Here is a 21342-nt window from a genome sequence, read left to right as displayed (position 1 = left end):
AAGGCGCCGCGCCGGCACGGCGGGGCACAGTGGGGCGCGCGAGCGGCGTCACAACACGGGGATGGTGAAGATTGCGCTTCAATCTCGCGCGAAAGCGTGCAGATGTGGGCGGGCCGGTGACGTTGCGGGCGGGGGAAATCGGTGACGCAATGGGTGTGCGGGCAATAAGCAAGAAAGTGTGGGTCTTCCTGCGGGATCGGGTGGGGCTGCATGGGCTCGGTTTCGTCCTGAGCCTGATCGTGATCGCATTCGCGGCGGTGGTTCTCTACCGCATGCTCCACAATCTGAAGTGGTCGGATGTAACGGCGGCGCTGGCGGCGAAGAATCCGCGCGACGTCCTCATCGCCTTCTTCCTGGTGGCGGGCGCCTACCTGACGCTCACCTTCTATGACTGGTTCGCCCTGCGCGCCATCGGCAAGCATCATGTGCCCTATCGCGTCGCGGCGCTGGCGGGCTTCTGCTCCTATTCGGTGGGGCACAACGTGGGCTTCACCGTGTTCACCGGCGGCTCGGTGCGCTACCGCATCTATTCGGCCTGGGGCCTCGGCGCCATCGATGTCGCGAAGATCTGCTTCGTGGCCGGCCTCACCTTCTGGCTCGGCAACATTGCGGTGCTCGGGCTCGGCATCACCCTGCATCCCGACGCCGCGACGGCGGTGGACCAGCTGCCGCCCGCCATCAACCGGATCATCGGCGTCACCGCGCTGGCGGTGCTCGCGGGCTATATCGCCTGGGTGTCCTATGCCCAGCGCACCATCGGGCGCTCGTCCTGGTTCGTCCAGCTTCCGCGCGGGCGGACCACATTGGTGCAGGTGGGCATCGGCATCCTCGACCTGACCCTGTGCGCCGCGGCCATGTACATGCTGATGCCGGGCACGCCTTATATCGATCCGATTTCGCTGGCGGTGATCTTCGTCACCGCCACGTTGCTCGGCTTCGCCAGCCATGCGCCGGGCGGGCTCGGGGTGTTCGATGCCGCTTTGCTCGTGGCCTTGCCGCAGTTCGAGACGGGGGAGCTGGTGGGCGCGCTGCTGGTGTTCCGCCTGTTCTATTACATCGTGCCCTTCACCTTCGCGCTGACGCTGCTGGGGGCCCGCGAACTCAGCCTGCGCCTGGCCGGTGGCGCCACGCCGGTGCCCGCCGCCGATGAGGCCTCCGCGGTGTCCGCCGAGGCGCCGGCCGTGGCCCGGCGCGAGGTGGAAGCGCCCAAGACTGCTGCCGAGTGACCGCTGCCGGGTGACCCGCGTCGGGGACGTCCGCCGGTCCCGACGCGTTCGGCCTTGCGGAATTAGATGCGCCAGAATAAAAAGCGAGCGCTCGTTCAATTTTCTGACCTTCCCCCATCCGACGACGGCGAGGCGCCCATGGACTTCACCATCTCTCCCGAGCTTGAGGACCTGAGGCAGCGGATCGCCCGCTTCGTGGCGCAGGAGATCCTGCCCGTGGAGGCGGACCGCGCCTCGTGGGACGCCCACGAGAACATCGCCGCCGAACCCTTGGCGCGTCTCCGGCAGAAGGCGAAGGCGCAGGGCCTGTGGTGCCTGCAGCTGAAGCCCGAAAATGGCGGCCTCGGCGTCGGGCGCATGGGCATGGCGGTCTGCTACACGGAGATGAACCGCTCCATCTTCGGCCCGGTGGTGTTCAATTCCGCCGCGCCCGACGACGGCAACATGATGGTGCTGGAGGCGGTGGGCACGCCGGAGCAGAAGGCCAAGTGGCTCGCCCCCATCGTCTCCGGGGCGGTGCGCTCCGCCTTCGTCATGACCGAGCCCCACCCCGGCGGCGGCTCCGACCCTTCGATGATCATGACCCGGGCCGAGAAGCAGCCGAACGGCAGCTATCGCATCTACGGCCGCAAATGGTTCATCACCGGCGCGGAGGAGGCCGAGCACTTCATCCTCATCGCCCGCACCTCGGATGATGCCCGCACCGGTCTCACCGCCTTCGCCTTCCACAAGGATGCGCCGGGCTGGCGCATCGTCCGTCGCATCCCCATCATGGGCCCGGAAGAGCATGGCGGACATTGCGAGCTGGAGTTCGATGGGCTGGAGATCCCGCCGGAGGATGTGCTTTTGGGCGAGGGCAAGGGCCTGAAGGTGACGCAGATCCGCCTCGGCCCGGCGCGTCTCACCCACTGCATGCGCTGGCTGGGCCTCGCCATGCGTTCGGTCGCCATCGCACGGGAGTATGCGGCGGTCCGCGAGGGCTTCGGCATCCGCCTGGCGGACCGCGAGAGCGTGCAGACCATGCTGGGCCGGGTGGCCCTGGAGATCGAGGTGGCCCGCCTGCTCACCATGAAGGCGGCCTTCGAGCTCGACCGCGGCGGCCTCGCCCGCAAGGAGGTCTCCATGGCCAAGATCAAGGCGGCCAACACGCTGCATCTGGCGGTGGACACCGCCATCCAGATCAACGGCGCCCGCGGCTATTCCAAGGACACCGTGCTGGAGTGGATCTACCGCTACGCCCGCCAGGCCCGCCTCGTGGACGGCGCGGATGCGGTGCACGAGATGGTTCTGAACCGCTTCCTGGACAAGGAAGGCGACGGCTTCTGGAACTGGCCGGTGGCGGAGGTGACGCCATGAGCGCGGGCGGGACGGTGCCTTACGGCTTCGATGTTGCGGCGCTCGACGCCTATCTGAGGGCCCGCATTCCGGGCCTTGCCGGCGCGCCGCATCTCCAGACCATCTCGGGCGGGCAGTCGAACCCCACCTTCTTCGTCACCTATGGCGATCGGTTCCTCGTGCTGCGCAAGCAGCCGCCGGGGGAGCTTCTGCCGTCGGCCCATGCGGTGGACCGCGAATACCGTATCATGCGGGCGCTGGCGCAGACCCCCGTGCCGGTGCCGCCGGCTCTGGTCCTGTGCGAGGACAAGTCCGTCATCGGCACGCTGTTCTACGTGATGGAGAAGGTGGAGGGGCGCGTCTTCCACGACTGCACCCTGCCGGGCGTGCCACCGCAGGAGCGGCGCGCCATGTATGCCGCCATGGCGCGGACGCTGGCGGCGCTCCACAACGTGGACTATGCCGCCGCGGGCCTTTCGGACTTCGGTCGGCCCGGAAACTACTTCGCCCGCCAGATCGCCCGCTGGACGCGGCAATGGGACCTCTCGAAGACGCGCGAGGATGCCAACATCGCCCGCCTCGTGGCGTGGCTGCCGGCCCATGTGCCGGCGGACGACACCACCGCTATCGCCCATGGCGACTACCGGATCGGCAACCTCATGTTCCACCCCGACCGTCCGGAGGTGGTGGCGGTGCTGGACTGGGAATTGTCCACCCTCGGCCATCCGCTGGCCGACCTCGCCCATTGCGCCATGGCCTGGGTCTCGCGGCCGGACGAGTATGGCGGCATCGAGGGGCTGGACCTTGATGCGCTCGGCATTCCGTCCCGCGACGCCTTCGTCGCCGAGTATCAGGCCGCAGCCACCCATGGCTGCGCGCTCACGGACTTCCACATGGCCTTCGCCTTGTTCCGCTGGGCGGTGATTTTCGAGGGCATCGCCGCGCGGGCGAGGGCGGGCAATGCGGCGGCCGAGGGTGCGGCCGACACCGGGCGTCTCGCCGCGGCCTTCGCCAAAAGGGCGGCCGCCTTCACCTGAGGCGACGCCTCAGCGCGGGGCGAGCGCGGCCCGCACGAAGGCATTCACGCGGGCCGCATAGTCCTTGGCCTCGACGCCCCGGGCGCGATACTTGCCGCGCTTCACATACCAGTCCTGCAGCAGGGGCTTGATGAGGGTGGCGGCGAATAGGGGATCGTCGGTGGCGAAGACGCCCCGGCGCACGCCTTCCGCCACCACGTCGGCCAGCATGCCTTCGGTGAGGCGCTCGCTTTCCACCGCCTGCCGGCGGGCGGCGGGCGGAAAGGCCTTCGCCTCCATGTAGGAGAAGACGAACCACGGCTGCATGGCCTCGGACAGGGCCACGTGCCGGGCGATCAGCCAGGCGAGATGCCGGGCGGGATCCGCGCGCACGTGCCCCGGCGGAGCGCCGAGAACCTCCTCCACCGCATGGGACACCTCTCCCAGGATCATCAGGAGGAGGGTGTCCTTGTTGTCGAGATAGGAATAGAGCGCCCCCATGCTGAGGCCGGATTCGGCCGCGAGCTGGCGCAGGGTCATGGCGTGGAAGCCATGGCTGTTGCCCAGCGTCAGCGCCGCATCGAGGATGCGGGCGAGGTTGGCGGCCGCCACATGGGGCTTCTGCACCTTGATGATGTCGCGGTGGCGCGCGTGGATGCGGGCGGCGAGGGCATCCAGCAGATGCGGCGCATCCAGGCAATACGGCGCATCCAGCGCATGATCGGAACTCGGCGCCGGCTGCGCGTCCTCTCCCAAGGTCCATCCCCTGCTTCGCAAGCTGCGAAGACTGCGGGGGATGAAGGGAAAGTCAAGCATGGCCGACCGCGCGGCGACCTCAGACCATGGCGCAAAGGGCTTCCATGCGGGCGCAGAAATCGGTGAGGGATTGCGGGGAGCCGTCCGCCGGCACGGCGAGGAGCAGATCGGCGAGATCGCCGGCCTCCTGCGCGCGCAGGAACTTCACCACGTCCTCCACGCTGGAGGCGCGGGTTTCCGCCTCGCCGATGACGATGCGCAGCGAGAAAGGATCGGTCGGATCAAGCCTCTGGCCCATTACGGTCTCCGTTCGCATCGCGCCCGGCGCGGGATGGCTACCGGTTTCTCAACGCAACCGGAGCCGCGGGGTTCCCGCGGCATATAACTCGGCGGTCACTTCAGGCCCCGTGCGCGATGAGGTCCGGCAGGCGGCGGGCAAGGGTGCGCAGCACGCTCTGCGAGCCCTTGGTCATCACGTCGAACACGCCGTCACTGGCTGCCTCGGTGCCGAAGCCGTCGTGCTGGAAGCGGAAATGGGTGCCGCCGCCGGGAGTCGGCGTGAGGGTCCAGGTGACCACCGTGTCGATATAGTGGCCGAAGCCCTTCAGCTCCTCGTGCCCGCCCGACCAGCGGAAGGACAGCTCGCGCTCGGGGATGGCGGTCTTCACCTGACACTGGAACTCGCCGTCCCATCGCTCGATGGGACGGCCCCAGATGGTGAACTTGTGCCCTTCCAGCGGCTGGATGTCGTTGGGAAAGAACCACACGGCGAGCCATTCGGAATCGGTCATGGCGCGCCAGACGAGCTCCACGGGGTGCTCGAACTCGGCCTCGGAGACAATGGAGCGGGTCTCGACGACGTCCGTCATGGGGGAAACTCCCAAATGGCGATCAATGAAAGACACGGGAATGCATTCAGGATGAGGTGAAGCAAGAAGCGGGCCTGCGGATGTGTCAGCCCGCCCCGTCGAGCACCCCATGGAACTGCCGCGCGAAGGCGAGGTGGGGCGCATCCGCGGGAAAACGGATGTCGGCGCTCCACTCGATGGTCCGGGTGCCGTCCGGCCAGGTGCGCGGCGCCTTGTCCCACGCCAGCGCGGGCCAGAGGGGATTGCGCACCGCGGCCCCCTGAGGCCCGCGCGCCGCCGGCTTGCCGAGGTGAAAGCTCAGCCACGCCACCACCTCCGGCCGGAAGGCGAGGGCGAAAGCGAGGCCGTGCCGCAGCGGGCGTGGCGGGGCGCGCAGCACTTGCTGCTCGATGACGGCAAAGGCGGAAGGGCCGTCGTCGGACAAGAACTCCCGCATCACCAGCACCCGGAAGCCTTGGGGCAAAGGCGTCGCCGCCACGGCTCGGACGGCGAGGCACTCGGCTGGCGCGGAGGCCGGGGAGGGGGCCGGCGCCTTCATGTGGCGCGCCCGCGTGGGCGGAGCGCTGGCACCGATCCTGCTTGATCTGGCCGGCGCAGAACCCGGAGGGCGCGCGGAAGGGCAGGATGGTGGCGAAGACCGACTACATTCCCGAGCTCAGCGAGGTGCGCATGGAGCGGCGCGCGCCGGAAGGCCCGTTCGCCCTCGATGGGGAGGATGCCGCTTATGTGGAGGCATGCCTGCGCCGGGTGGAGGCGGCCTTCGGCGTGGAGGCGTTCCCCGGCGTGCCGTTCGCGCAGATTCCGGGGCGGGCGCTGATCCGTCGCTTCATCGTCTGGTGGCGGACCCTGGAGCCCGAGACGCCGGAGCAGGGCGAGGCCCATGCCCAGCTTCCGGGCGCCATCCGTCTGCTTGATACGGTCTCCGCCTTCCTGGAGGAGCGCGCGGGGCGCGCCCGGCCGGAGGCCTGAGGCGGCAGTCTGGCCCGCACCCATGCCCTCAGGCCTTTGCCGAGCCGGGCGCGGGCGGCGTGCGGTCGGCGGCCTTGAGGGCGTCGATGCAGGCGAACAGGGCTAGCCGCCCGTCCGCGACGGCCTCCTCCGGCGTCTCGCCGACGCCGTGGCAGCCGGGCAAGTCGGGAAAGCTCGCGACGAAGCCGCCGCCTTCCTCCGGAGGGATGGGGGCGACGGCGCAGGGATATGCGGAAAGGTCGGGTGCGGCGGCCTCGGTCATGGGGCGATCCCGTCCATGCGGTCCACCATGGCGACGAACGCCTTCACGTGGACGGAGCGGATCTTCTTCTTCAGCGGCACGGCCACGCAATCGGGCACGGAGGGGTGGGTGAACACCACGTGGGTGCCGGTGACCTTCCTGAACTTCATGGCGTATTGCGAGGCGGTGATCTCGATGTCCGCCGGCCTCCATTCCCCGCCCGGATTGGCGCGCAAGGCCTCGAGCCGCTTATTGTGCATGACAGTATCCGTGAAAAGAAAGCACTGAATGGAAAGCCTTCAGTGTAGGCCTGCCTTCTGGATGGGCAAGCCGAAATGCTGGGCAGGGCGGTCCGCGTTCATGGTGGTAGTGACGTTAGGGTGCTGGACTTATGATTGTATGAGCCGCTAAATGCTCCCGTCATTTGGGGGGTACGATGGACGCTGCGGTTCTTCCGGAATTTCGCGACAGGCTGGTCGATCTTGCCAAGCGCGCGTCCACTGCGGCGCCACGCTGCGCCAATGAGGAATCCACCAAGATGTTCCTGGTGGTGCCGATGATCGCCTTCCTCGGCTACGATCCCATGGATCCGAATGAGGTGTTTCCGGAACACCATTGTGACTTCTCGGAGAAGTACAAAAACCGGGTCGATTTCGCGATCTTCAAGGCGGAAGCGCCGGTGATCGCCATCGAATCGAAGCCAGTGGGCGCTCCAAGCCTGCGCGACGATCGCGGCCAGTTGCGCAGCTACTTCAATGCCGCGAAGACGGTGAAGATGGGTATCCTCACTGATGGGCTTATCTGGGAATTCTATGCGGATTCTGACGAACCCAACATGATGGACGCCAATCCCTTCCTGCGTTTCGACCTTCGGGAGGTCGCGAAGGGCAAGGTGGATGACAGCGCGTTGGAGGGGCTCTACAGCCTGAGCAAGGCGCAGTTCGACCCGGAGAACATCGGAGCCGAGGCGAAGCGCAAGCACATCTACAATTCCGTGCTAGCGCAGGTGGCGACCATCTTCGCCGAGCCCCCTGAGGAATTTGCTCGGCCGCTGCTGAAGAAGGCGGGCATCGGCCATATCTCTCAAAAGGCGCTGGATGAATACCGGCCGCTGATTCAGGCCGCATTCCGCGAATTCATCAACCGGCAGATCCTCCACCGGCTCGACTTGCCGAAGCCCGACCAGCCCCAGAGTGCTGCCAGCCAGCTCCCCGCCGATACGTCGCCGGCCCCTGTTGCTCCGGCAGTTGCGGACGCAATCGTCACCACCGACCGGGAGATGGAGGTGTTCCGCTGGACCCAGCAGCGGCTTGCCTTTCTGGTGCGGGAAGATGCGCTGTTCTCGGAGATCGCGGCGGTGGACTACCGTGATTACCAGGGTAAGTTCGTCGTCTACTACAAGATGGAGCGCAAGGGTCGCCTGTTCGAGTTCATTGAAGGCAAGGGCCAGGCCGGCTACCGCTTCATCTTTCCGGAGGAGAGTGGCCTTACGCCGCCTGATGTGGTGGTGGCGGCCCTCACCGAGATCGATGCGCCGCTGCTTGCCGCCTTCCGGGCCCGTGTCGCTGCAATTGCCAAGGGCGGGACGGCATCAACTGCGACCGTGGCTGCGGAGACCGTCTGAGTCCTTCCTCCTTGCCTCGGCTCCGGCGCGGGGTGTAAGGCTCTGGCGTCCTTCCTTTTCAGCCTGCCATTGCCTTGCCCCTCACCATCTGCACCTGGAACATCAATTCCGTCCGCATCCGCCTCGACATCGTCCGCGCGGCGGTGGAGCAACTGCGGCCCGACGTCCTGTGCCTCCAGGAAACCAAGTGCCAGGACGACAAGTTCCCGCTCAACGCCATCCGCGATATGGGCTTTCCCCATATCGCGCTGAACGGCCAGAAGGGCTGGCACGGGGTCGCCACCTTCTCGCGCCGGCCCTTCGTGAAGGTGGAGAAAGGCGACTTCTGCGGCAAGGGCGACGCCCGGCACATCGCGGTCACCCTCGCGCCCGAGGCGGCGCTGGGCAAGCCGCTGACCGTGCACAATTTCTACGTCCCGGCGGGTGGTGACATCCCGGATCCGGAGCTGAACCCCAAGTTCGCCCACAAGCTGGCGTTCCTCGACGAGCTGACAGCGTGGGCGCCGCTCCTGCGGGACGCCGGGGATGCGGACAGCCATGCCGTGCTGGTGGGGGACCTCAACATCGCCCCCCTCGAAACCGACGTGTGGAACCACAAGCAACTGCTGTCCGTGGTCAGCCACACCCCCATCGAGGTGGACAAGCTGACGACGCTCCAGGCGGCCGGCGCGTGGGTGGACGTGATGCGCAATTTCGTGCCACCACAGGAAAAGCTCTTCACCTGGTGGAGCTACCGCTCGCCGGACCATACGGTGAACGACCGCGGCCGACGGCTCGATCACGTGTGGGCGAGCCGCACCCTTGCCCCCTCCGCCGGCGCCATGACGGTGCTGAAGGATGCGCGCAGCTGGGAGAAGCCGTCCGACCACGTGCCCGTGGCCCTCACCTTCGGCTGAGGCGCGCGCGATCCGGCAACCCGGACAGGGCCCCTGTCAGGGCTTGGTGGCGGGGGGCGGCGGGACGCCAAGGCCGAGGGCCGAGCCGAGCTTGCCCTTGGGCAGCTTCACCACCTGCACCCCCGGCGGCAGCTGGAAGAGCTTGGGATCCTGCGGGCCGCGGGTGAGGGTGGTGGTCTCGAACAGCTGCTGCTTCTTGCCGTTCAGCTCCACCTCGGTGCGCACGGTGATGCCGTCCGCCGTGATGCAGGCCGTGGTGGGGCCCAGCACCACCCCCGTCGGTGCGCTGGTGGGCGCCTCCGTGATCCAGAGCTCGCACGCCTCCCCGGCCACCGGGGCTCCGGGGCCGACCCGGGTGCCATTGCCGCTGACGGCGCCGAGGGCAAATTCGGGCGGCAGCTCCACGTCGAGCGCCATGTTGGGGAGGTTGGGCGTGCGCATCACCATGCGCCGGACCTTGAGGTCGAGAATGCCGACGACGCTACCCGGCACGTTGGGGCGGGTTATTTCCACCCGCATCTTGCCCTGGCTGTGGGCGAGATCCAGCGTGCCGCCGTGGCGCAGGGAGCCCTTGAGCGCGAAATCGACGGTCGGCAGCGGCAGGGGATCAGCCAGGGCGGGGCCCGCGCACAGGAGCGCGCCGGCAACCATCGCCGCACCGCGCATCACCCGTCCGTGCTTGGCCTTCCGCTCCTCCGGCTGTCGCATGGTCAAGTCCTCCGCTCCCTTCTCTTAGAGCGCGATCCAACAGCATGGAACCGAATTCTGTTCCCATGCTGTCGGTCAATCGCTCATCAAGATCTTGGAAGAGAGACGGATTCACCACGCCCACCGAAAAGCATGAGGCGAACCAGAGTGAGTGGATCCGGCGCCAACAGAGTTTGGCTGCCGTTGCAAAAATAGGATATGCGGGAATTCAGGCGCGTCCGCAGAATGCTTGCGGCAAAGCTTGGGGCGAGCGCTTCGGGCGCAGGTTCTTGGCACCGGCTTCGGGTGTCGATCCGCGGCGCGGCGACGCAAGGACAGGGCAAAGCTGTCGTAAAGCTTTCGCCGAGGCAGGCCAGCATCGGCAGAACGCGGTGGACAATCCGCGAGTCGCGGGAGGAACGGGGAGATGGCTGCGCCAGGGCCTGGCCGGAAAACGAGCATGAAGCTACGCCAGCCCCGGCCGCAGGAGGTGATCGTGCAGGAGACCGTCGCGGAGCACACCATGGCCGGGCCCGCCGTCACGCAGCCCCCTGTCGTGCCGGAGATGATCTTTTCGGATGAGGGCGCGCCGCCGGCGCCGGTGGCGGCGCCCGCCGCGCCGGACCCGGCCGTTTCCGCGCCCGCTGCCGTGGTGCCCCCGGCTGCCTTGGCCAGCGAGGCCGGGGATGTGGTCACCGGGCGCGTGGCCGTGCTCCGGCACCGGCTGCTTCCGGGTCTCGCGGTGGCCGCCCTCGCCCTCGGCGCGGGTCTGTTCTCCGGGGCGATCCATCCTGTGCTCGCCGCGGTGCTGGCCGGGGTTGGGGTGGCTCTCTATCTGTCCGTGCCGGCGGATTCCCGCCCGGCTCCGGCACCAGCCGTGCCGAGCCCGGCACCGGCGGCGCCGAAGCCCGAGCGGCGGGACAGCCAGGCTGCCGCGGTGGTGGCGGCCCTGCCGGAGCCGGCCCTGCTGCTGACGGCGCACGGCGAGATCATGATGGCCAACGAGCGTGTCGCCTTGGCCATCGGCCCCACCAAGGTGGGCGATCCCCTCTCCTTCGTGGTGCGCGTGCCGGAGGTCCTGGATGCGGTGCGCGCCGCGGCAGCGGACGGCATTCCCCGGCGGGTGGAATTCGCCGAGCGCATCCCCCTGGATCGCTGGCTGGAGGCCCATGTGGTGCCGCTCCGGCTCGATTCCGCCGGGCGCAAGGGCGAGGAGGGGCCGGACGCGGTGCTGCTCACCTTCCGCGACCTCACCCAGCAGCGGCGGGTGGAGCAGATGCGGGCCGACTTCGTGGCCAATGCGAGCCACGAGCTGCGCACGCCGCTCGCCTCCCTGTCCGGCTTCATCGAGACGCTGCAGGGCCCGGCCCGCAACGATACGCCCGCCCGCGAGCGCTTCCTCACGATCATGGCGGCGCAGGCGCGGCGCATGTCGCGTCTGATCGACGACCTCTTGTCGCTCTCGCGCATCGAGCTCAACGCCCACGTGCGCCCGCAGACGCCGGTGGACCTCGCCTCCATCCTCGCCCATGTGTGCGACACCCTCTCCCCCATTGCGCGGGACCGGGGCGTCGCCCTGGAGCAGATCAAGGAGGCGGAGCGCCTGGAGGTTCTGGGCGACCGCGATGAGTTGATTCGACTGTTCGAGAACCTGGTGGAGAATGCGCTGAAATACGGCGCGGACGGCAAGAGCGTGGAAATCCGCCTCGCCCGCGAGGGCCAGGCCACGGTGGTGAGCGTGCGCGACTTCGGCCCGGGCATCGCCCCGGAGCACCTGCCGCGCCTCACCGAGCGCTTCTACCGGGTGGACGTTGCGGCAAGCCGGGAGCAGGGCGGTACGGGGCTGGGTCTCGCCATCGTCAAGCACATCGTGGCGCGCCATCGCGGGCGGCTCGGGGTGGAGAGCGTGCTCGGCCAGGGGGCAACTTTTACAGTGCGCATGGACGCTTCGCCCGAGCGCGGAAAAAGTGTAGAGAAGGCAACAGTATAGACCGTCATTCTGTTGTCATTCAGTCGTCATAGAACCTTGGCGCGAGGGGCTTAAGAGTCCCGAGCCCAACGTTGCCCGGCCCATGGCCGTCCGGCAGCGACCAATTTGGCAAGGAGAGATACCGTGAAGCTCACCACCGCTCTCGGCGTGATCGCCGTGGCCGGCACGCTGTTCGCTGGCAGCGCCCAAGCCGTCGATTTCACCGGCGCCGGGGCGTCCTTCCCCGCCCCCGTCTATCAGTCGTGGGGTGCGAAGTATAAGGAGAAGACGGGCAACACGCTGAACTACCAGTCGATCGGCTCGGGTGGTGGTCAGAACCAGATCATCAACCGCACGGTCGATTTCGGTGCTTCCGACGCCACCGTCGCCAGCGAGAAGCTCGCCGCCAACAACCTGCTCCAGTTCCCGACCGTGATCGGCTCGGTGGTCGCGACCGTCAATCTCGACGGCATCACCACCAACCAGCTGAAGCTGACCGGCCCGGTGCTCGCCGACATCTACCTCGGCAAGATCACCAAGTGGGACGACAAGGCCATCGCCGACCTGAACCCCGGCGTGAAGCTGCCGGCGCAGGCGATCGTTCCGGTCTACCGGTCTGACTCCTCGGGCACCACCGCCATCTTCACCGGCTACCTTTCGGCCGTGAGCGCCGAGTGGAAGTCCAAGGTCGGCTCCGCCACCTCCGTCCAGTGGCCCACCGGCGCGGGCGCCAAGGGCAACGAGGGCGTGACCGGCACCGTGAAGAACACCAAGGGTGGCCTCGGCTACGTGGAGTTCATCTACGCCGCCGCCAACAAGCTGGTGGTGACCCAGCTGCAGAACAAGGCCGGCAAGTTCGTCAGCCCGGAGGTGTCCGGCTTCCAGGCTGCCGCCGCCGCCGCCGACTGGGCGAATGCGAAGGACTTCGCCGCCTCCATGATCGACACCCCCTCCGCCGAGGCCTGGCCGATCGTGAGCCCCACCTACATCCTTCTCCCGAAGGATCCGAAGAACGTCGAGCCCTCCCGCGAGGTGATGAAGTTCTTCTCCTGGGCCTACACCAAGGAAGGCGCCGAGATCGCCGAAGGCCTGCACTACATCCCGCTCCCCGAGAGCGTGGTGAAGCAGATCGAGGCTGCCTTCAAGAGCGAGATCAAGGGTCCGGACGGCAAGCCCGTCCTCTGATCCCCGCCATCCGGCATCGCCCTTCCATGAGGGCGGTGCCGGAGCAGGGCGGGATGCCCACGGGCGTCCCGCCTTCTCCGCCGGCGCGAAGGGGCGCCGGCACCCTTTTCCGGCGCCGGAGGACGGCGCGCTTCATCAGTTTTAGGCCGCGCTCGATGCGGCGTTCGGGGGGACAGGCATCCGATGGACGCGACGGTGGACAGCATGCGGTCTGGCTCGGCCCAGCCCATCAGCAAGGCGAAGGCGACCGGCAGGCTTGCCGATCCGATCTTCGTCGGCCTCCTGTGGGCGAGCGGCATCTTCGTCCTCATCCTGCTCGGCCTCATCATTGCCGAGCTGTTCAAGGGCGGCCTGCCCGCGCTCCAGCACTTCGGGCTCGACTTCATCTGGTCGCCCGCCTGGAACCCGGTGACCGAGAATTTCGGCGCGCTGGTGATGATCTACGGCACGCTGTTCTCGGCGATCATCGCCGTGGTGGTGGCGCTGCCCCTGTCCTTCGGCATCGCCTTCTTCCTCACCGAGATCGCGCCCCAGCCGCTGAAGCGGCCCATCGGCGTGGCGGTGCAGCTGCTGGCCGCGGTGCCTTCCATCATCTACGGCATGTGGGGCTTCTTCGTCATCGTTCCGCTGATGGCGGCCTATGTGCAGCCCCCGATCATCGACATCTTCGGCAACCTGCCGCTCATCGGCGCCCTGTTCGCGGGCCCGCCGCTCGGCTCCGGCATGTTCACCGCCGGCCTCATCCTGGCGGTGATGATCGTGCCCTTCATCACGGCCATGTTCGTGGAGACGCTGGAATCGGTGCCGACCATGCTGAAGGAATCCGCCTACGGCGTCGGCTGCACCACCTATGAGGTCTACAAGAACGTGTCGGTGCCCTACGGCAAGACCGCCATGGTGGGCGCCATCATGCTGGGCCTCGGCCGCGCCCTGGGCGAGACCATGGCGGTGACCTTCGTGATCGGCAACGCGACCCGCATGTCCGCCTCCCTGTTCGCGCCGGGCGCCACCATCGCCTCCACCATCGCCAACGAGTTCCCCGAGGCGCCCATCGGCTCGCTGAAGCTGACCTCGCTGCTGCAGCTGGGCTTCATCCTCTTCGTCATCTCGTTCATCGTCCTCGCCTTGTCCCGCGCGCTCGTGCGCTCGCGGCTCGACTGATCGCAGGAGACAGCACCCATGGCCTCCCTTGCGGCGCGTCGCGCCAAGGACACCACCATCAAGGCGATCTCGACCGGCTTCGCCGTGCTCGCGATCTTCCTGCTCGCCTGGATCCTGTGGACCCTGCTCTCCCGCGGCCTGCCGGCGCTGGGGCTCAACGTCTTCACCCAGATCACCAAGCCGCCGGGACAGGGCGGTGGCCTGCTCAATGCCATCGTCGGCTCGCTGATCCAGATCGCCATCGCCATGGCCATCGGCGGTCCCATCGGCATCTTCTGCGGCACCTTCCTCGCCGAGAACGGCAAGGGCACGAAGATCGGCGCCGCCGCCCGCTTCGTGAACGACATCCTGCTCTCGGCCCCGTCCATCCTGGTCGGCCTGTTCATCTACTCCCTGCTGGTGGTGCCGTTCGGCGGCTTCTCCGGTTGGGCCGGGGCGCTGGCGCTGGCCATCCTGGTGATCCCGGTGGTGGTGCGCACCACCGAGGACATGCTGAACCTCGTCCCCGTGGGCCTGCGCGAGGCCGCCTTCGCCCTCGGCGCGCCCCAGTGGAAGGTGGTGATGTTCATCACCTGGCGGGCGGCCCGGGCCGGCATCGTCACGGGCGTGCTGCTCGCCATCGCCCGCGCGGCCGGCGAGACCGCGCCCCTGCTGTTCACCTCGCTGGGCAACAACGGCTGGTCCACCGACCTGTCGAAGCCCATGGCGAGCCTGCCCATCGCCATCTACCAGTATGCGGGCAGCCCGTTCGACGACTGGGTCTCCCTGGCCTGGGCCGGCGCGCTCATCATCACCGTGGGCGTGCTCGTGCTCAACGTGGCGTCCCGACTGTTCCTGGCGCGGGGCCACTAGGCCCCGCCGCCGCCGAACCCTCTCCCGCATTCATCCTCCGAAGCGAGGCCCGAGATGACTTCAGCCGTCGATCCCACCTTCAACATCGCCTCGTCGGTCTCCGCCCGGCCCGACGCGCCGGCCGCCCCGGCCAAGATCAAGGTGGAGAACCTGCATTTCTACTACGGCAGCAACCATGCGCTGCGGAACATCAACTTCGAGGTTCCCGAGAAGCGCGTGACCGCCATGATCGGCCCGTCGGGCTGCGGCAAGTCCACGCTGCTGCGCGTGTTCAACCGCATGTACGACCTCTACCCCGGCCAGCGGGCCGAGGGCGGGGTGCTGTTCGACGGCGTGAACATCGTCGGCAAGGAACTCGACCCCACCATCGTGCGCACGCGCATCGGCATGGTGTTCCAGAAGCCCACGCCCTTCCCCATGTCCATCTATGACAACATCGCCTTCGGCGTGAAGCTGCACGAGCGGCTCTCCAAGGCGCAGATGGACGAGCGGGTGGAGTGGTGCCTGCGCAAGGCCGCCATCTGGGACGAGACCAAGGACCGCCTGCACACCTCGGCACTCGGCATGTCCGGCGGCCAGCAGCAGCGCCTGTGCATCGCCCGCACCATCGCGGTGCGCCCCGAGGTGATCCTGCTGGACGAGCCCACCTCGGCGCTCGACCCCATCTCCACCTCGAAGATCGAGGACCTGATCGACGAGCTGAAGCAGGACTTCACCATCGTCATCGTGACCCACAACATGCAGCAGGCGGCGCGCTGCGCGGACATCACCGCCTTCTTCTACCTCGGCGAGCTGATCGAGGTGGCGCCTTCGGACGTGATCTTCACCAACCCGAAGGAGATCAAGACGCGCGACTACATCACCGGCCGCTTCGGCTGACGGATTGAAGGACACCTGAGATGCCGGAGCATATCGTCGCCTCCTTCGACGTGGAACTGAAGGAAATCGGCCGCAAGGTGGTGGAAATGGGCGGGCACGCGGAGCGGCTCGTCGCGGATTCCGTCACTTCCCTCATCAAGCGCGACGGCGCCCTCGCCCAGAAGGTGGTGGTGCAGGACGCCGCGGTGGACCAGATGCAGCGCGAGATCGAGGATCGCGCGATCCTCGTCATCGCCAAGCGCCAGCCGGTCGCCAACGACCTGCGCGAGATCGTGGCCGCCATCCGCATCGCCAACGATCTCGAGCGCATCGGCGACCTCGCCAAGAACGTGGGCAAGCGGGTGATCGCCATCGAGGGCGAGTACCATCCCCACAAGCTGGTGCGCGGCGTGGAGCACATCTCCGAGCTGGTCCTGGAGCAGCTCAAGGAGGTGCTCGACGCCTATGCCGCCCGCAACGACGCCAAGGCGGTGGAGGTGTGGGGCCGCGACGGCGCCATCGACACCATGTACACCTCCCTGTTCCGCGAGCTCCTCACCTACATGATGGAGGATCCGCGCAACATCTCCGTGTGCACGCACCTGTTGTTCTGCGCCAAGAACATCGAGCGCATCGGCGACCACGCGACCAATATCGCGGAGATCGTCTACTACATGGTCACCGGCCAGAACCTGCCGGAGAGCCGCCCCAAGGCGGACGTCTCCAGCGAGACCACCCTGGCGTTCCCGGGCCGTACCGTTCAGAGCTGAGCTTTGGGCGGACCTTGTCGAGAGATGGGTGAAAGACAGTGCCGGCGCGTATTCTGATCGTCGAGGATGAGGAACCCCTGACCCTCCTGCTCCGCTACAATCTGGAGTCGGAGGGCTATGGGGTCGAAAGCGTCGGCCGCGGCGACGAGGCGGAGACGCGTCTGCGCGAGAGCGTGCCCGATCTCGTCATCCTCGACTGGATGCTGCCGGGCCTCTCCGGCATCGAGCTGTGCCGGCGCCTGCGCACCCGCCCGGAGACCGAGCGGCTGCCGGTGATCATGCTCACCGCCCGCGGCGAGGAGACCGAGCGCGTGCGCGGCCTCGCCACCGGCGCGGACGACTATGTGGTGAAGCCCTTCTCGGTGCCCGAGCTGCTGGCCCGCGTGCGCGCCCTGCTGCGCCGGGCGAAGCCGGAGCATGTGGCCACCCTGCTGCGGGCCGGCGACATCGAGCTCGACCGCGAGACCCATCGGGTGCATCGCGCGGGCCGCGAGGTGCACCTCGGCCCCACCGAGTTCCGCCTGCTGGAATTCCTGATGCAGAGCCCCGGCCGCGTCTTCTCCCGCGAGCAGCTGCTCGACGGGGTGTGGGGTCAGGACGTCTATATCGACGAGCGCACCGTGGACGTGCACGTGGGCCGCCTGCGCAAGGCCATCAACCGCGGCCGCCAGTCCGATCCCATCCGCACGGTGCGCGGCGCCGGCTATTCCTTCAACGAGATGTTCGCCCGCGCCCATTGAGGGCCGGGCGTGGGCGCTTCTCCGGCGCGCGGCGGAGCGGCTGGTGGCGGCTGGTGCTGGCCTCATCATGGGACGCGCCGGCGAGGCTGACGGCCGCGCGGGGATGGGGCGGCGCACGTTCTCCCGAACCGTCCGCCCCGCGTCTTCCGGTGTTGCTATCCCGCCCGCCCGGCCAGGATGGCGAGGGCCTGCTTGGCGGCGCGCTCGCCGGACAGCCAGGCGCCGCCCACCGTGCCCCAGAGGGTCTCGTGGGCGTGTTCACCGGCGAACAGCAGCCGGCCCGATACCACCTCGGTGAAGGCGCGGCGCATGTTGCCGGCCCCGGGCAGAGCGCAGGAGAAGGCGCCGAGCGCCCAGGGCTCCTTTGTCCAGCGCGTGGCGTGGACCTTGCCGACCCGGCTGGCGATGTCGGCGCCGAACTCGTGGGTCAGGGCTTCCTTGAGAAAGGCGCGGCTCCCGTCCGCAGGCCCCTCCGCGAGGTCGCGCGCGACGGTGCCGGCCACCTCGAGGCTGTAGAGGCTACCGCCGTTGATGCGGGCGAGAAGGCCATAGGCCCGGGGGCCGTCCGCCTTGAAATAGATCAGCTCGTCTTCCTTCAGTCCCAGCGGGTTGTGGGGCAGCTCGAAGGCGATGTGGTCGTAGGCGCCGAGGGTGATGCGCTCCACCGCGGTCCGGTAGCGCTGGCCGAGGCCCGGCTGGATGCGGAGCACGCCGGCGGCGATGATGCTGGGCGGCACGGCGAGGATGATGACGCGGCCCTGGATCGTGCCGCGATTGGTGGAGACGGAGACGAGCCGCCCGCCGATGTCCACGGAGCGCGCCACGGTGTCCAGCCGCACGGTGAGCGGCTCGGCCAGCTTCGCCACCAGCGTGCCGAACCCCTGCCGGCAGAAATCGTCCATGTCCTTCTCTTCCGACCGGGCGAAATCCACGGTGGAGATCTGGTCGATGTCCTTGGCGCAGGAGAACGGGCCCACCACGAACTCGGCGCTCGGTCCCCACGGGCCGAGGTCCGGCAGCACGCGGGCGGCGGGCAGGTCGCGCCCCACGTCGCCGGCGGCGACGATGGCCCGCTCCGCCCGGCGGACGGCGCCGATGAAGGCCTCATAGTCCGAATCGGCGGCTTCCTTGCCCTTGAGGTAGAGCCGGCCGCCGTCCGGCGCGCGGTAGACGTCGAGGCCCGCCGCCCGGCCGAAGGCCGAGAGCGGATGGGCGCCCGGCATGTGGATCCAGTGGGCGCCCATGTCGAAGGGCACGCCGAAGATGGCGGTGTCGGTGAGGGCGCGTCCGCCCACCCGGCCGGAGGCCTCGATGAGGGTGTAGCGGCGGCCGGCTTCGGCCACCTTGCGCGCCGCGGCGATGCCGGCGGCGCCGGCGCCGATGATGATGACGTCCGCTTCCGCGCCCTGTCCGAGCGCCGCATAGGGGCCCGCGAACGGCACTGCGGCGAGCGCGGCGCCGCGGGCGAGCAGTTTTCGGCGGTTCATCTGCTGTCCGAGAAGGTCGGTCACGGGCGGGAAGCTAGCACGGGCGATGCCGGCGGGCGAGGGTGCGCGGAGCAGCCCCGCGGCGGGCCTCGGCCGAGAGGTCGATCGCCCGGCCGGTGGAGGCAGCCACCTCAGCTCCGGCGGTCGGCGACGAAGCGGGCGGCCTCCTTCAGCGCCGCGCCCCGGGCGCCGAAGGGCGAAAGCGCCGCGGCGGCGTCCTCCACCAGGCGGGCGAGCAGCGCGCGGGCGGCGTCGAGGCCGAGGCGGGAGACGAGGGTACCCTTGCCGGCGGCGGCATCCTTGCCCACCTTCTTGCCCACCTCCTCGGCGGTGCCTTCCACATCCAGGATGTCGTCGGCGATCTGGAAGGCCGCGCCCAGCGCCCGGCCATAGGCGAGCAGCGCTGCGCGCTCGCTCGCATCCGCCCCGCCCAGAATGGCCCCCGCCTCCACCGAGACGGCGAGCAGGGCGCCGGTTTTCATGGCCTGGAGGTCGCGGATGGCGTCTTCCGAGAGGGGAAGGGGCGTGCCGTCCGAGAAGCGGCCTTCGGCGGCGAGGTCCAGCATCTGGCCCCCCACCATGCCGCCGACCCCCGCCGCCCGGGCCAGCGCCCGGACGAGGGCGATGCGCACCTTGGGGTCGGGATGGGTGTCCTCCCCGGCGAGGAGGTCGAAGGCGAGGGTGTTGAGGGCGTCGCCCACGAGGATGGCGGTGGCCTCGTCATAGGCCTTGTGCACGGTGGGCCGGCCGCGGCGCAGGTCGTCGTCGTCCATGGCCGGCAGGTCGTCGTGGACGAGGGAATAGCAATGGATGCACTCGACGGCGGCGGCGGCGGTCACCGCCTGCGCCGCCGGAACGCCGAACAGCGCGGCGCTCTCGATCACCAGGAACGGGCGCAGGCGCTTGCCCCCGGCGAGGGTGCCGTGGCGCATGGCCGCCATCAGCCGCTCCGGCCGCAGCCGCTCCCCGGCCTCCGGCGTGCCGGAGAGGGCGGCGGCGAGGCGGGCTTCGGTGAGGGTGGCGGAGGCGTCGAGCCGGTCCTTGAGGGAGAGGGTCACGTCAGGCCTTCGTGCGTCAGGAGGGGCAAAGCGGGGGAACGCCCGGGCCGGGCGCGCCGTTGACGGCGGCCACCGCGTGCCCCAACGAAGGGGCAAGGTCAAGCCGAAGCCGCCCGAACGGGCCGGCAGACGGCGAAGGAAGGGAGAACCCTGGATGGCTCAACTGGCGCTGCGTATCCTGATCCTGCTCGCCGCCGTCCCGATGGGGCTCTCCATCCTCTACAACATGGTCGATCCGGCCTCGACCCTCATGCTGGCGCGCTGGGCCACGGGGGAGCGGGTGGAGCGCATCTGGCTGCCCATCGAGCAGATGCCGGCGGCGCTGGTGCGCACGGTGATCGCCTCCGAGGATGCGAGCTTCTGCCATCATTGGGGCGTCGACTTCGCCGAGATGCGCGCCGCTTTGGACAAGGCCGACGAGCTGGAGGACACGCGCGGGGCCTCCACCATCCCCATGCAGGTCGCCAAGAACCTGTTCCTGTGGCCGGGCCGCTCCTTCATCCGCAAGGCCATCGAGATCCCCCTGGCGGTCTGGCTGGACCTGGTGGTGAGCAAGCGGCGGCTGATCGAGATCTATCTCAACATCGCCGAATGGGGCCCGAACGGGGAGTTCGGGGTGGATGCGGGGGCCCGGCGCGCGTTCGGCATCCCGGCGTCCATGGTGAATGCGCGGCAGGCGGCGCTGCTGGCGGTGATGCTGCCCAACCCGCTGAGGCGCGATGCCGGGAACCCCTCGCCGGGCGTCGAGCGGCTCGCCTCCCGGTTGCAGGCGCGGGTGCCCCGGGAGGGGCCGGAGCTGGTCTCGTGCCTTGGTCCAATGCGCCCATGAACGCTTCCAGGGGCCGGATCTCGGCCAAAACGCAGCGGCACCCTGTGATAAGGCCTTGATTGTGCCGCCGACAATGGCCACATGGGCGGCAAAGCCGGTGCCATGCCGGATGCCCCTTTCCTCCCAGCCGGCCCGCCCGATGCCCGAGATGACAGGTTCCAAGACGTCAGGTCCCCAGCCCGAGAGTGCTCCGGCTGCCGGCCCCGAGGCTCCCGCCCGGCCGAAGATGAACCCCTGGCTGAAGATCGGCCTCGAGGTCGGTCCGCTGGTGCTGTTCTTCGCGGCCAATGCCCGCGGCGGCATCTATATGGCGACGGGCGTGTTCATGGTGGCGACCCTGCTGGCCCTCGGCGCCATGTGGGTGCTGGCGCGGCGCATCGCGGTGATGCCTTTGGTCTCGGCGCTGGTGGTGATGGTGTTCGGGTCCCTCACGCTGTGGTTGCAGGATGACCATTTCATCAAGCTGAAGCCCACCATGGTGAATGCCCTGTTCGGGGCGCTGCTCCTGGGCGGGCTGGCGTTCAAGAAGCCGCTCATGCCCTATGTGCTCGACGGCATGGTGAATCTCACCGACGAGGGGTGGCGCCAGCTCACCATCCGCTGGGGGCTGTTCTTCCTGGTGATGGCGGTGTTGAACGAGGTGGTGTGGCGCTCCGTGTCCACCGACACCTGGGTGATGTTCAAGACCTTCGGCTATCTGCCCATCACCTTCGCCTTTGCCGTCGCGCAGGCGCCCCTCATGTCCCGCCACGAGCTGAAGGACGCCCCGGAACCGAACTGAGGCGCGGGGGCGCCTCCTGCCCGTGCGAAACTT

The 21342-nt window shown here is 68.5% G+C and carries 24 protein-coding genes; 15 read left to right on the top strand and 9 right to left on the bottom strand.

The window, feature by feature from the left end:
• Positions 1-149 precede the first annotated feature (149 nt).
• From V5F59_RS20665 to V5F59_RS20655, 3 genes are all read left to right on the top strand, one after another.
• Complete coding sequence (locus tag V5F59_RS20665) at positions 150-1226, top strand: lysylphosphatidylglycerol synthase domain-containing protein (protein ID WP_393982676.1); 1077 nt, start codon at positions 150-152, stop codon at positions 1224-1226.
• A gap of 138 nt (positions 1227-1364) precedes the next feature.
• Complete coding sequence (locus tag V5F59_RS20660) at positions 1365-2582, top strand: acyl-CoA dehydrogenase family protein (RefSeq protein ID WP_393982675.1); 1218 nt, start codon at positions 1365-1367, stop codon at positions 2580-2582.
• On the top strand, positions 2579-3598 hold the full coding sequence (locus V5F59_RS20655; RefSeq protein ID WP_393982674.1) for a phosphotransferase family protein: 1020 nt from the start codon (positions 2579-2581) through the stop codon (positions 3596-3598). The genes V5F59_RS20660 and V5F59_RS20655 overlap by 4 nt, the downstream gene beginning before the upstream one ends.
• 9 nt (positions 3599-3607) lie before the next feature.
• Here V5F59_RS20655 and V5F59_RS20650 read toward each other — a convergent pair whose 3' ends face one another.
• From V5F59_RS20650 to V5F59_RS20635, 4 genes are all read right to left on the bottom strand, one after another.
• On the bottom strand, positions 3608-4333 hold the full coding sequence (locus V5F59_RS20650) for a TetR/AcrR family transcriptional regulator (protein WP_393982673.1): 726 nt from the start codon (positions 4331-4333) through the stop codon (positions 3608-3610).
• A 79-nt stretch (positions 4334-4412) separates the two neighbouring features.
• A complete protein-coding gene (locus V5F59_RS20645; protein ID WP_393982672.1) occupies positions 4413-4631 on the bottom strand; it encodes a hypothetical protein in 219 nt (72 codons plus the stop codon).
• A gap of 100 nt (positions 4632-4731) precedes the next feature.
• Positions 4732-5202 carry an SRPBCC family protein gene (locus V5F59_RS20640; protein WP_393982671.1) on the bottom strand — a complete coding sequence of 157 codons (471 nt, stop codon included), beginning with the start codon at positions 5200-5202 and terminating at the stop codon, positions 4732-4734.
• An 85-nt stretch (positions 5203-5287) separates the two neighbouring features.
• The gene (locus V5F59_RS20635) at positions 5288-5740 is read right to left on the bottom strand and encodes a hypothetical protein (RefSeq protein ID WP_393982670.1); all 453 of its coding nucleotides are present in this window, start codon (positions 5738-5740) and stop codon (positions 5288-5290) included.
• An 86-nt stretch (positions 5741-5826) separates the two neighbouring features.
• Between V5F59_RS20635 and V5F59_RS20630 the strand changes: the two genes are divergently transcribed.
• Positions 5827-6171 (top strand): hypothetical protein, encoded by a 345-nt coding sequence (locus tag V5F59_RS20630; RefSeq protein ID WP_393982669.1) that lies wholly within the window; start codon positions 5827-5829, stop codon positions 6169-6171.
• A gap of 28 nt (positions 6172-6199) precedes the next feature.
• Here the strand turns inward: V5F59_RS20630 and V5F59_RS20625 are convergent, their stop codons facing one another.
• Positions 6200-6433: a type II toxin-antitoxin system HicB family antitoxin gene (locus tag V5F59_RS20625; protein WP_393982668.1), complete on the bottom strand. Its 234-nt coding sequence runs from the start codon at positions 6431-6433 to the stop codon at positions 6200-6202.
• A complete protein-coding gene (locus tag V5F59_RS20620; RefSeq protein ID WP_393982667.1) occupies positions 6430-6672 on the bottom strand; it encodes a hypothetical protein in 243 nt (80 codons plus the stop codon). Before V5F59_RS20620 ends, V5F59_RS20625 begins: the two co-directional genes overlap by 4 nt.
• Positions 6673-6848: 176 nt before the next feature.
• Between V5F59_RS20620 and V5F59_RS20615 the strand changes: the two genes are divergently transcribed.
• Together V5F59_RS20615 and V5F59_RS20610 are read left to right on the top strand one after the other, a co-directional pair.
• A complete protein-coding gene (locus tag V5F59_RS20615; RefSeq protein ID WP_393982666.1) occupies positions 6849-8036 on the top strand; it encodes a type I restriction endonuclease in 1188 nt (395 codons plus the stop codon).
• 74 nt (positions 8037-8110) lie between these two features.
• Entirely contained in the window at positions 8111-8932 is an 822-nt protein-coding gene (locus V5F59_RS20610) for an exodeoxyribonuclease III (RefSeq protein WP_393982665.1), read from the top strand.
• A gap of 36 nt (positions 8933-8968) precedes the next feature.
• On the opposite strand, the gene V5F59_RS20605 is transcribed toward V5F59_RS20610, so the two are convergent.
• Positions 8969-9646 (bottom strand): hypothetical protein, encoded by a 678-nt coding sequence (locus V5F59_RS20605; protein ID WP_509211120.1) that lies wholly within the window; start codon positions 9644-9646, stop codon positions 8969-8971.
• A gap of 433 nt (positions 9647-10079) precedes the next feature.
• On the opposite strand from V5F59_RS20605, the gene V5F59_RS20600 reads away from it, so the two are divergent.
• From V5F59_RS20600 to phoB, 7 genes are all read left to right on the top strand, one after another.
• On the top strand, positions 10080-11609 hold the full coding sequence (locus V5F59_RS20600; protein ID WP_393982663.1) for an ATP-binding protein: 1530 nt from the start codon (positions 10080-10082) through the stop codon (positions 11607-11609).
• A gap of 123 nt (positions 11610-11732) precedes the next feature.
• Complete coding sequence (pstS, locus tag V5F59_RS20595; protein WP_393982662.1) at positions 11733-12773, top strand: phosphate ABC transporter substrate-binding protein PstS; 1041 nt, start codon at positions 11733-11735, stop codon at positions 12771-12773.
• Between the two features lie 183 nt (positions 12774-12956).
• A complete protein-coding gene (pstC, locus tag V5F59_RS20590) occupies positions 12957-13934 on the top strand; it encodes a phosphate ABC transporter permease subunit PstC (protein WP_393982661.1) in 978 nt (325 codons plus the stop codon).
• Between the two features lie 18 nt (positions 13935-13952).
• Entirely contained in the window at positions 13953-14786 is an 834-nt protein-coding gene (pstA, locus tag V5F59_RS20585) for a phosphate ABC transporter permease PstA (RefSeq protein WP_393982660.1), read from the top strand.
• 54 nt (positions 14787-14840) lie between these two features.
• On the top strand, positions 14841-15665 hold the full coding sequence (gene pstB / locus V5F59_RS20580; RefSeq protein WP_393982659.1) for a phosphate ABC transporter ATP-binding protein PstB: 825 nt from the start codon (positions 14841-14843) through the stop codon (positions 15663-15665).
• A 20-nt stretch (positions 15666-15685) separates the two neighbouring features.
• Complete coding sequence (phoU, locus tag V5F59_RS20575) at positions 15686-16414, top strand: phosphate signaling complex protein PhoU (RefSeq protein ID WP_393982658.1); 729 nt, start codon at positions 15686-15688, stop codon at positions 16412-16414.
• A gap of 38 nt (positions 16415-16452) precedes the next feature.
• Positions 16453-17154 (top strand): phosphate regulon transcriptional regulator PhoB, encoded by a 702-nt coding sequence (gene phoB, locus V5F59_RS20570; RefSeq protein ID WP_203194853.1) that lies wholly within the window; start codon positions 16453-16455, stop codon positions 17152-17154.
• A 155-nt stretch (positions 17155-17309) separates the two neighbouring features.
• Here the strand turns inward: phoB and V5F59_RS20565 are convergent, their stop codons facing one another.
• Both V5F59_RS20565 and V5F59_RS20560 read right to left on the bottom strand, forming a co-directional pair.
• Positions 17310-18641: a flavin monoamine oxidase family protein gene (locus V5F59_RS20565; RefSeq protein ID WP_393982657.1), complete on the bottom strand. Its 1332-nt coding sequence runs from the start codon at positions 18639-18641 to the stop codon at positions 17310-17312.
• 131 nt (positions 18642-18772) lie between these two features.
• Positions 18773-19699, bottom strand: coding sequence for a polyprenyl synthetase family protein (locus V5F59_RS20560; RefSeq protein ID WP_393982656.1), 927 nt, complete (start codon positions 19697-19699; stop codon positions 18773-18775).
• Between the two features lie 154 nt (positions 19700-19853).
• Between V5F59_RS20560 and V5F59_RS20555 the strand changes: the two genes are divergently transcribed.
• Both V5F59_RS20555 and V5F59_RS20550 read left to right on the top strand, forming a co-directional pair.
• A complete protein-coding gene (locus V5F59_RS20555) occupies positions 19854-20528 on the top strand; it encodes a biosynthetic peptidoglycan transglycosylase (protein ID WP_393982655.1) in 675 nt (224 codons plus the stop codon).
• Between the two features lie 148 nt (positions 20529-20676).
• Positions 20677-21309, top strand: coding sequence for a septation protein A (locus tag V5F59_RS20550; RefSeq protein ID WP_393982654.1), 633 nt, complete (start codon positions 20677-20679; stop codon positions 21307-21309).
• Positions 21310-21342: the final 33 nt, after the last annotated feature.

Origin of the sequence: Xanthobacter nonsaccharivorans (assembly GCF_043194755.2) — a bacterium.
GTDB classification, from domain to species: Bacteria; Pseudomonadota; Alphaproteobacteria; order Rhizobiales; family Xanthobacteraceae; genus Xanthobacter; species Xanthobacter autotrophicus_G.
Note: the sequence above shows the minus strand (reverse complement) of the source record. Positions and strands in the feature narration are given on the sequence as shown.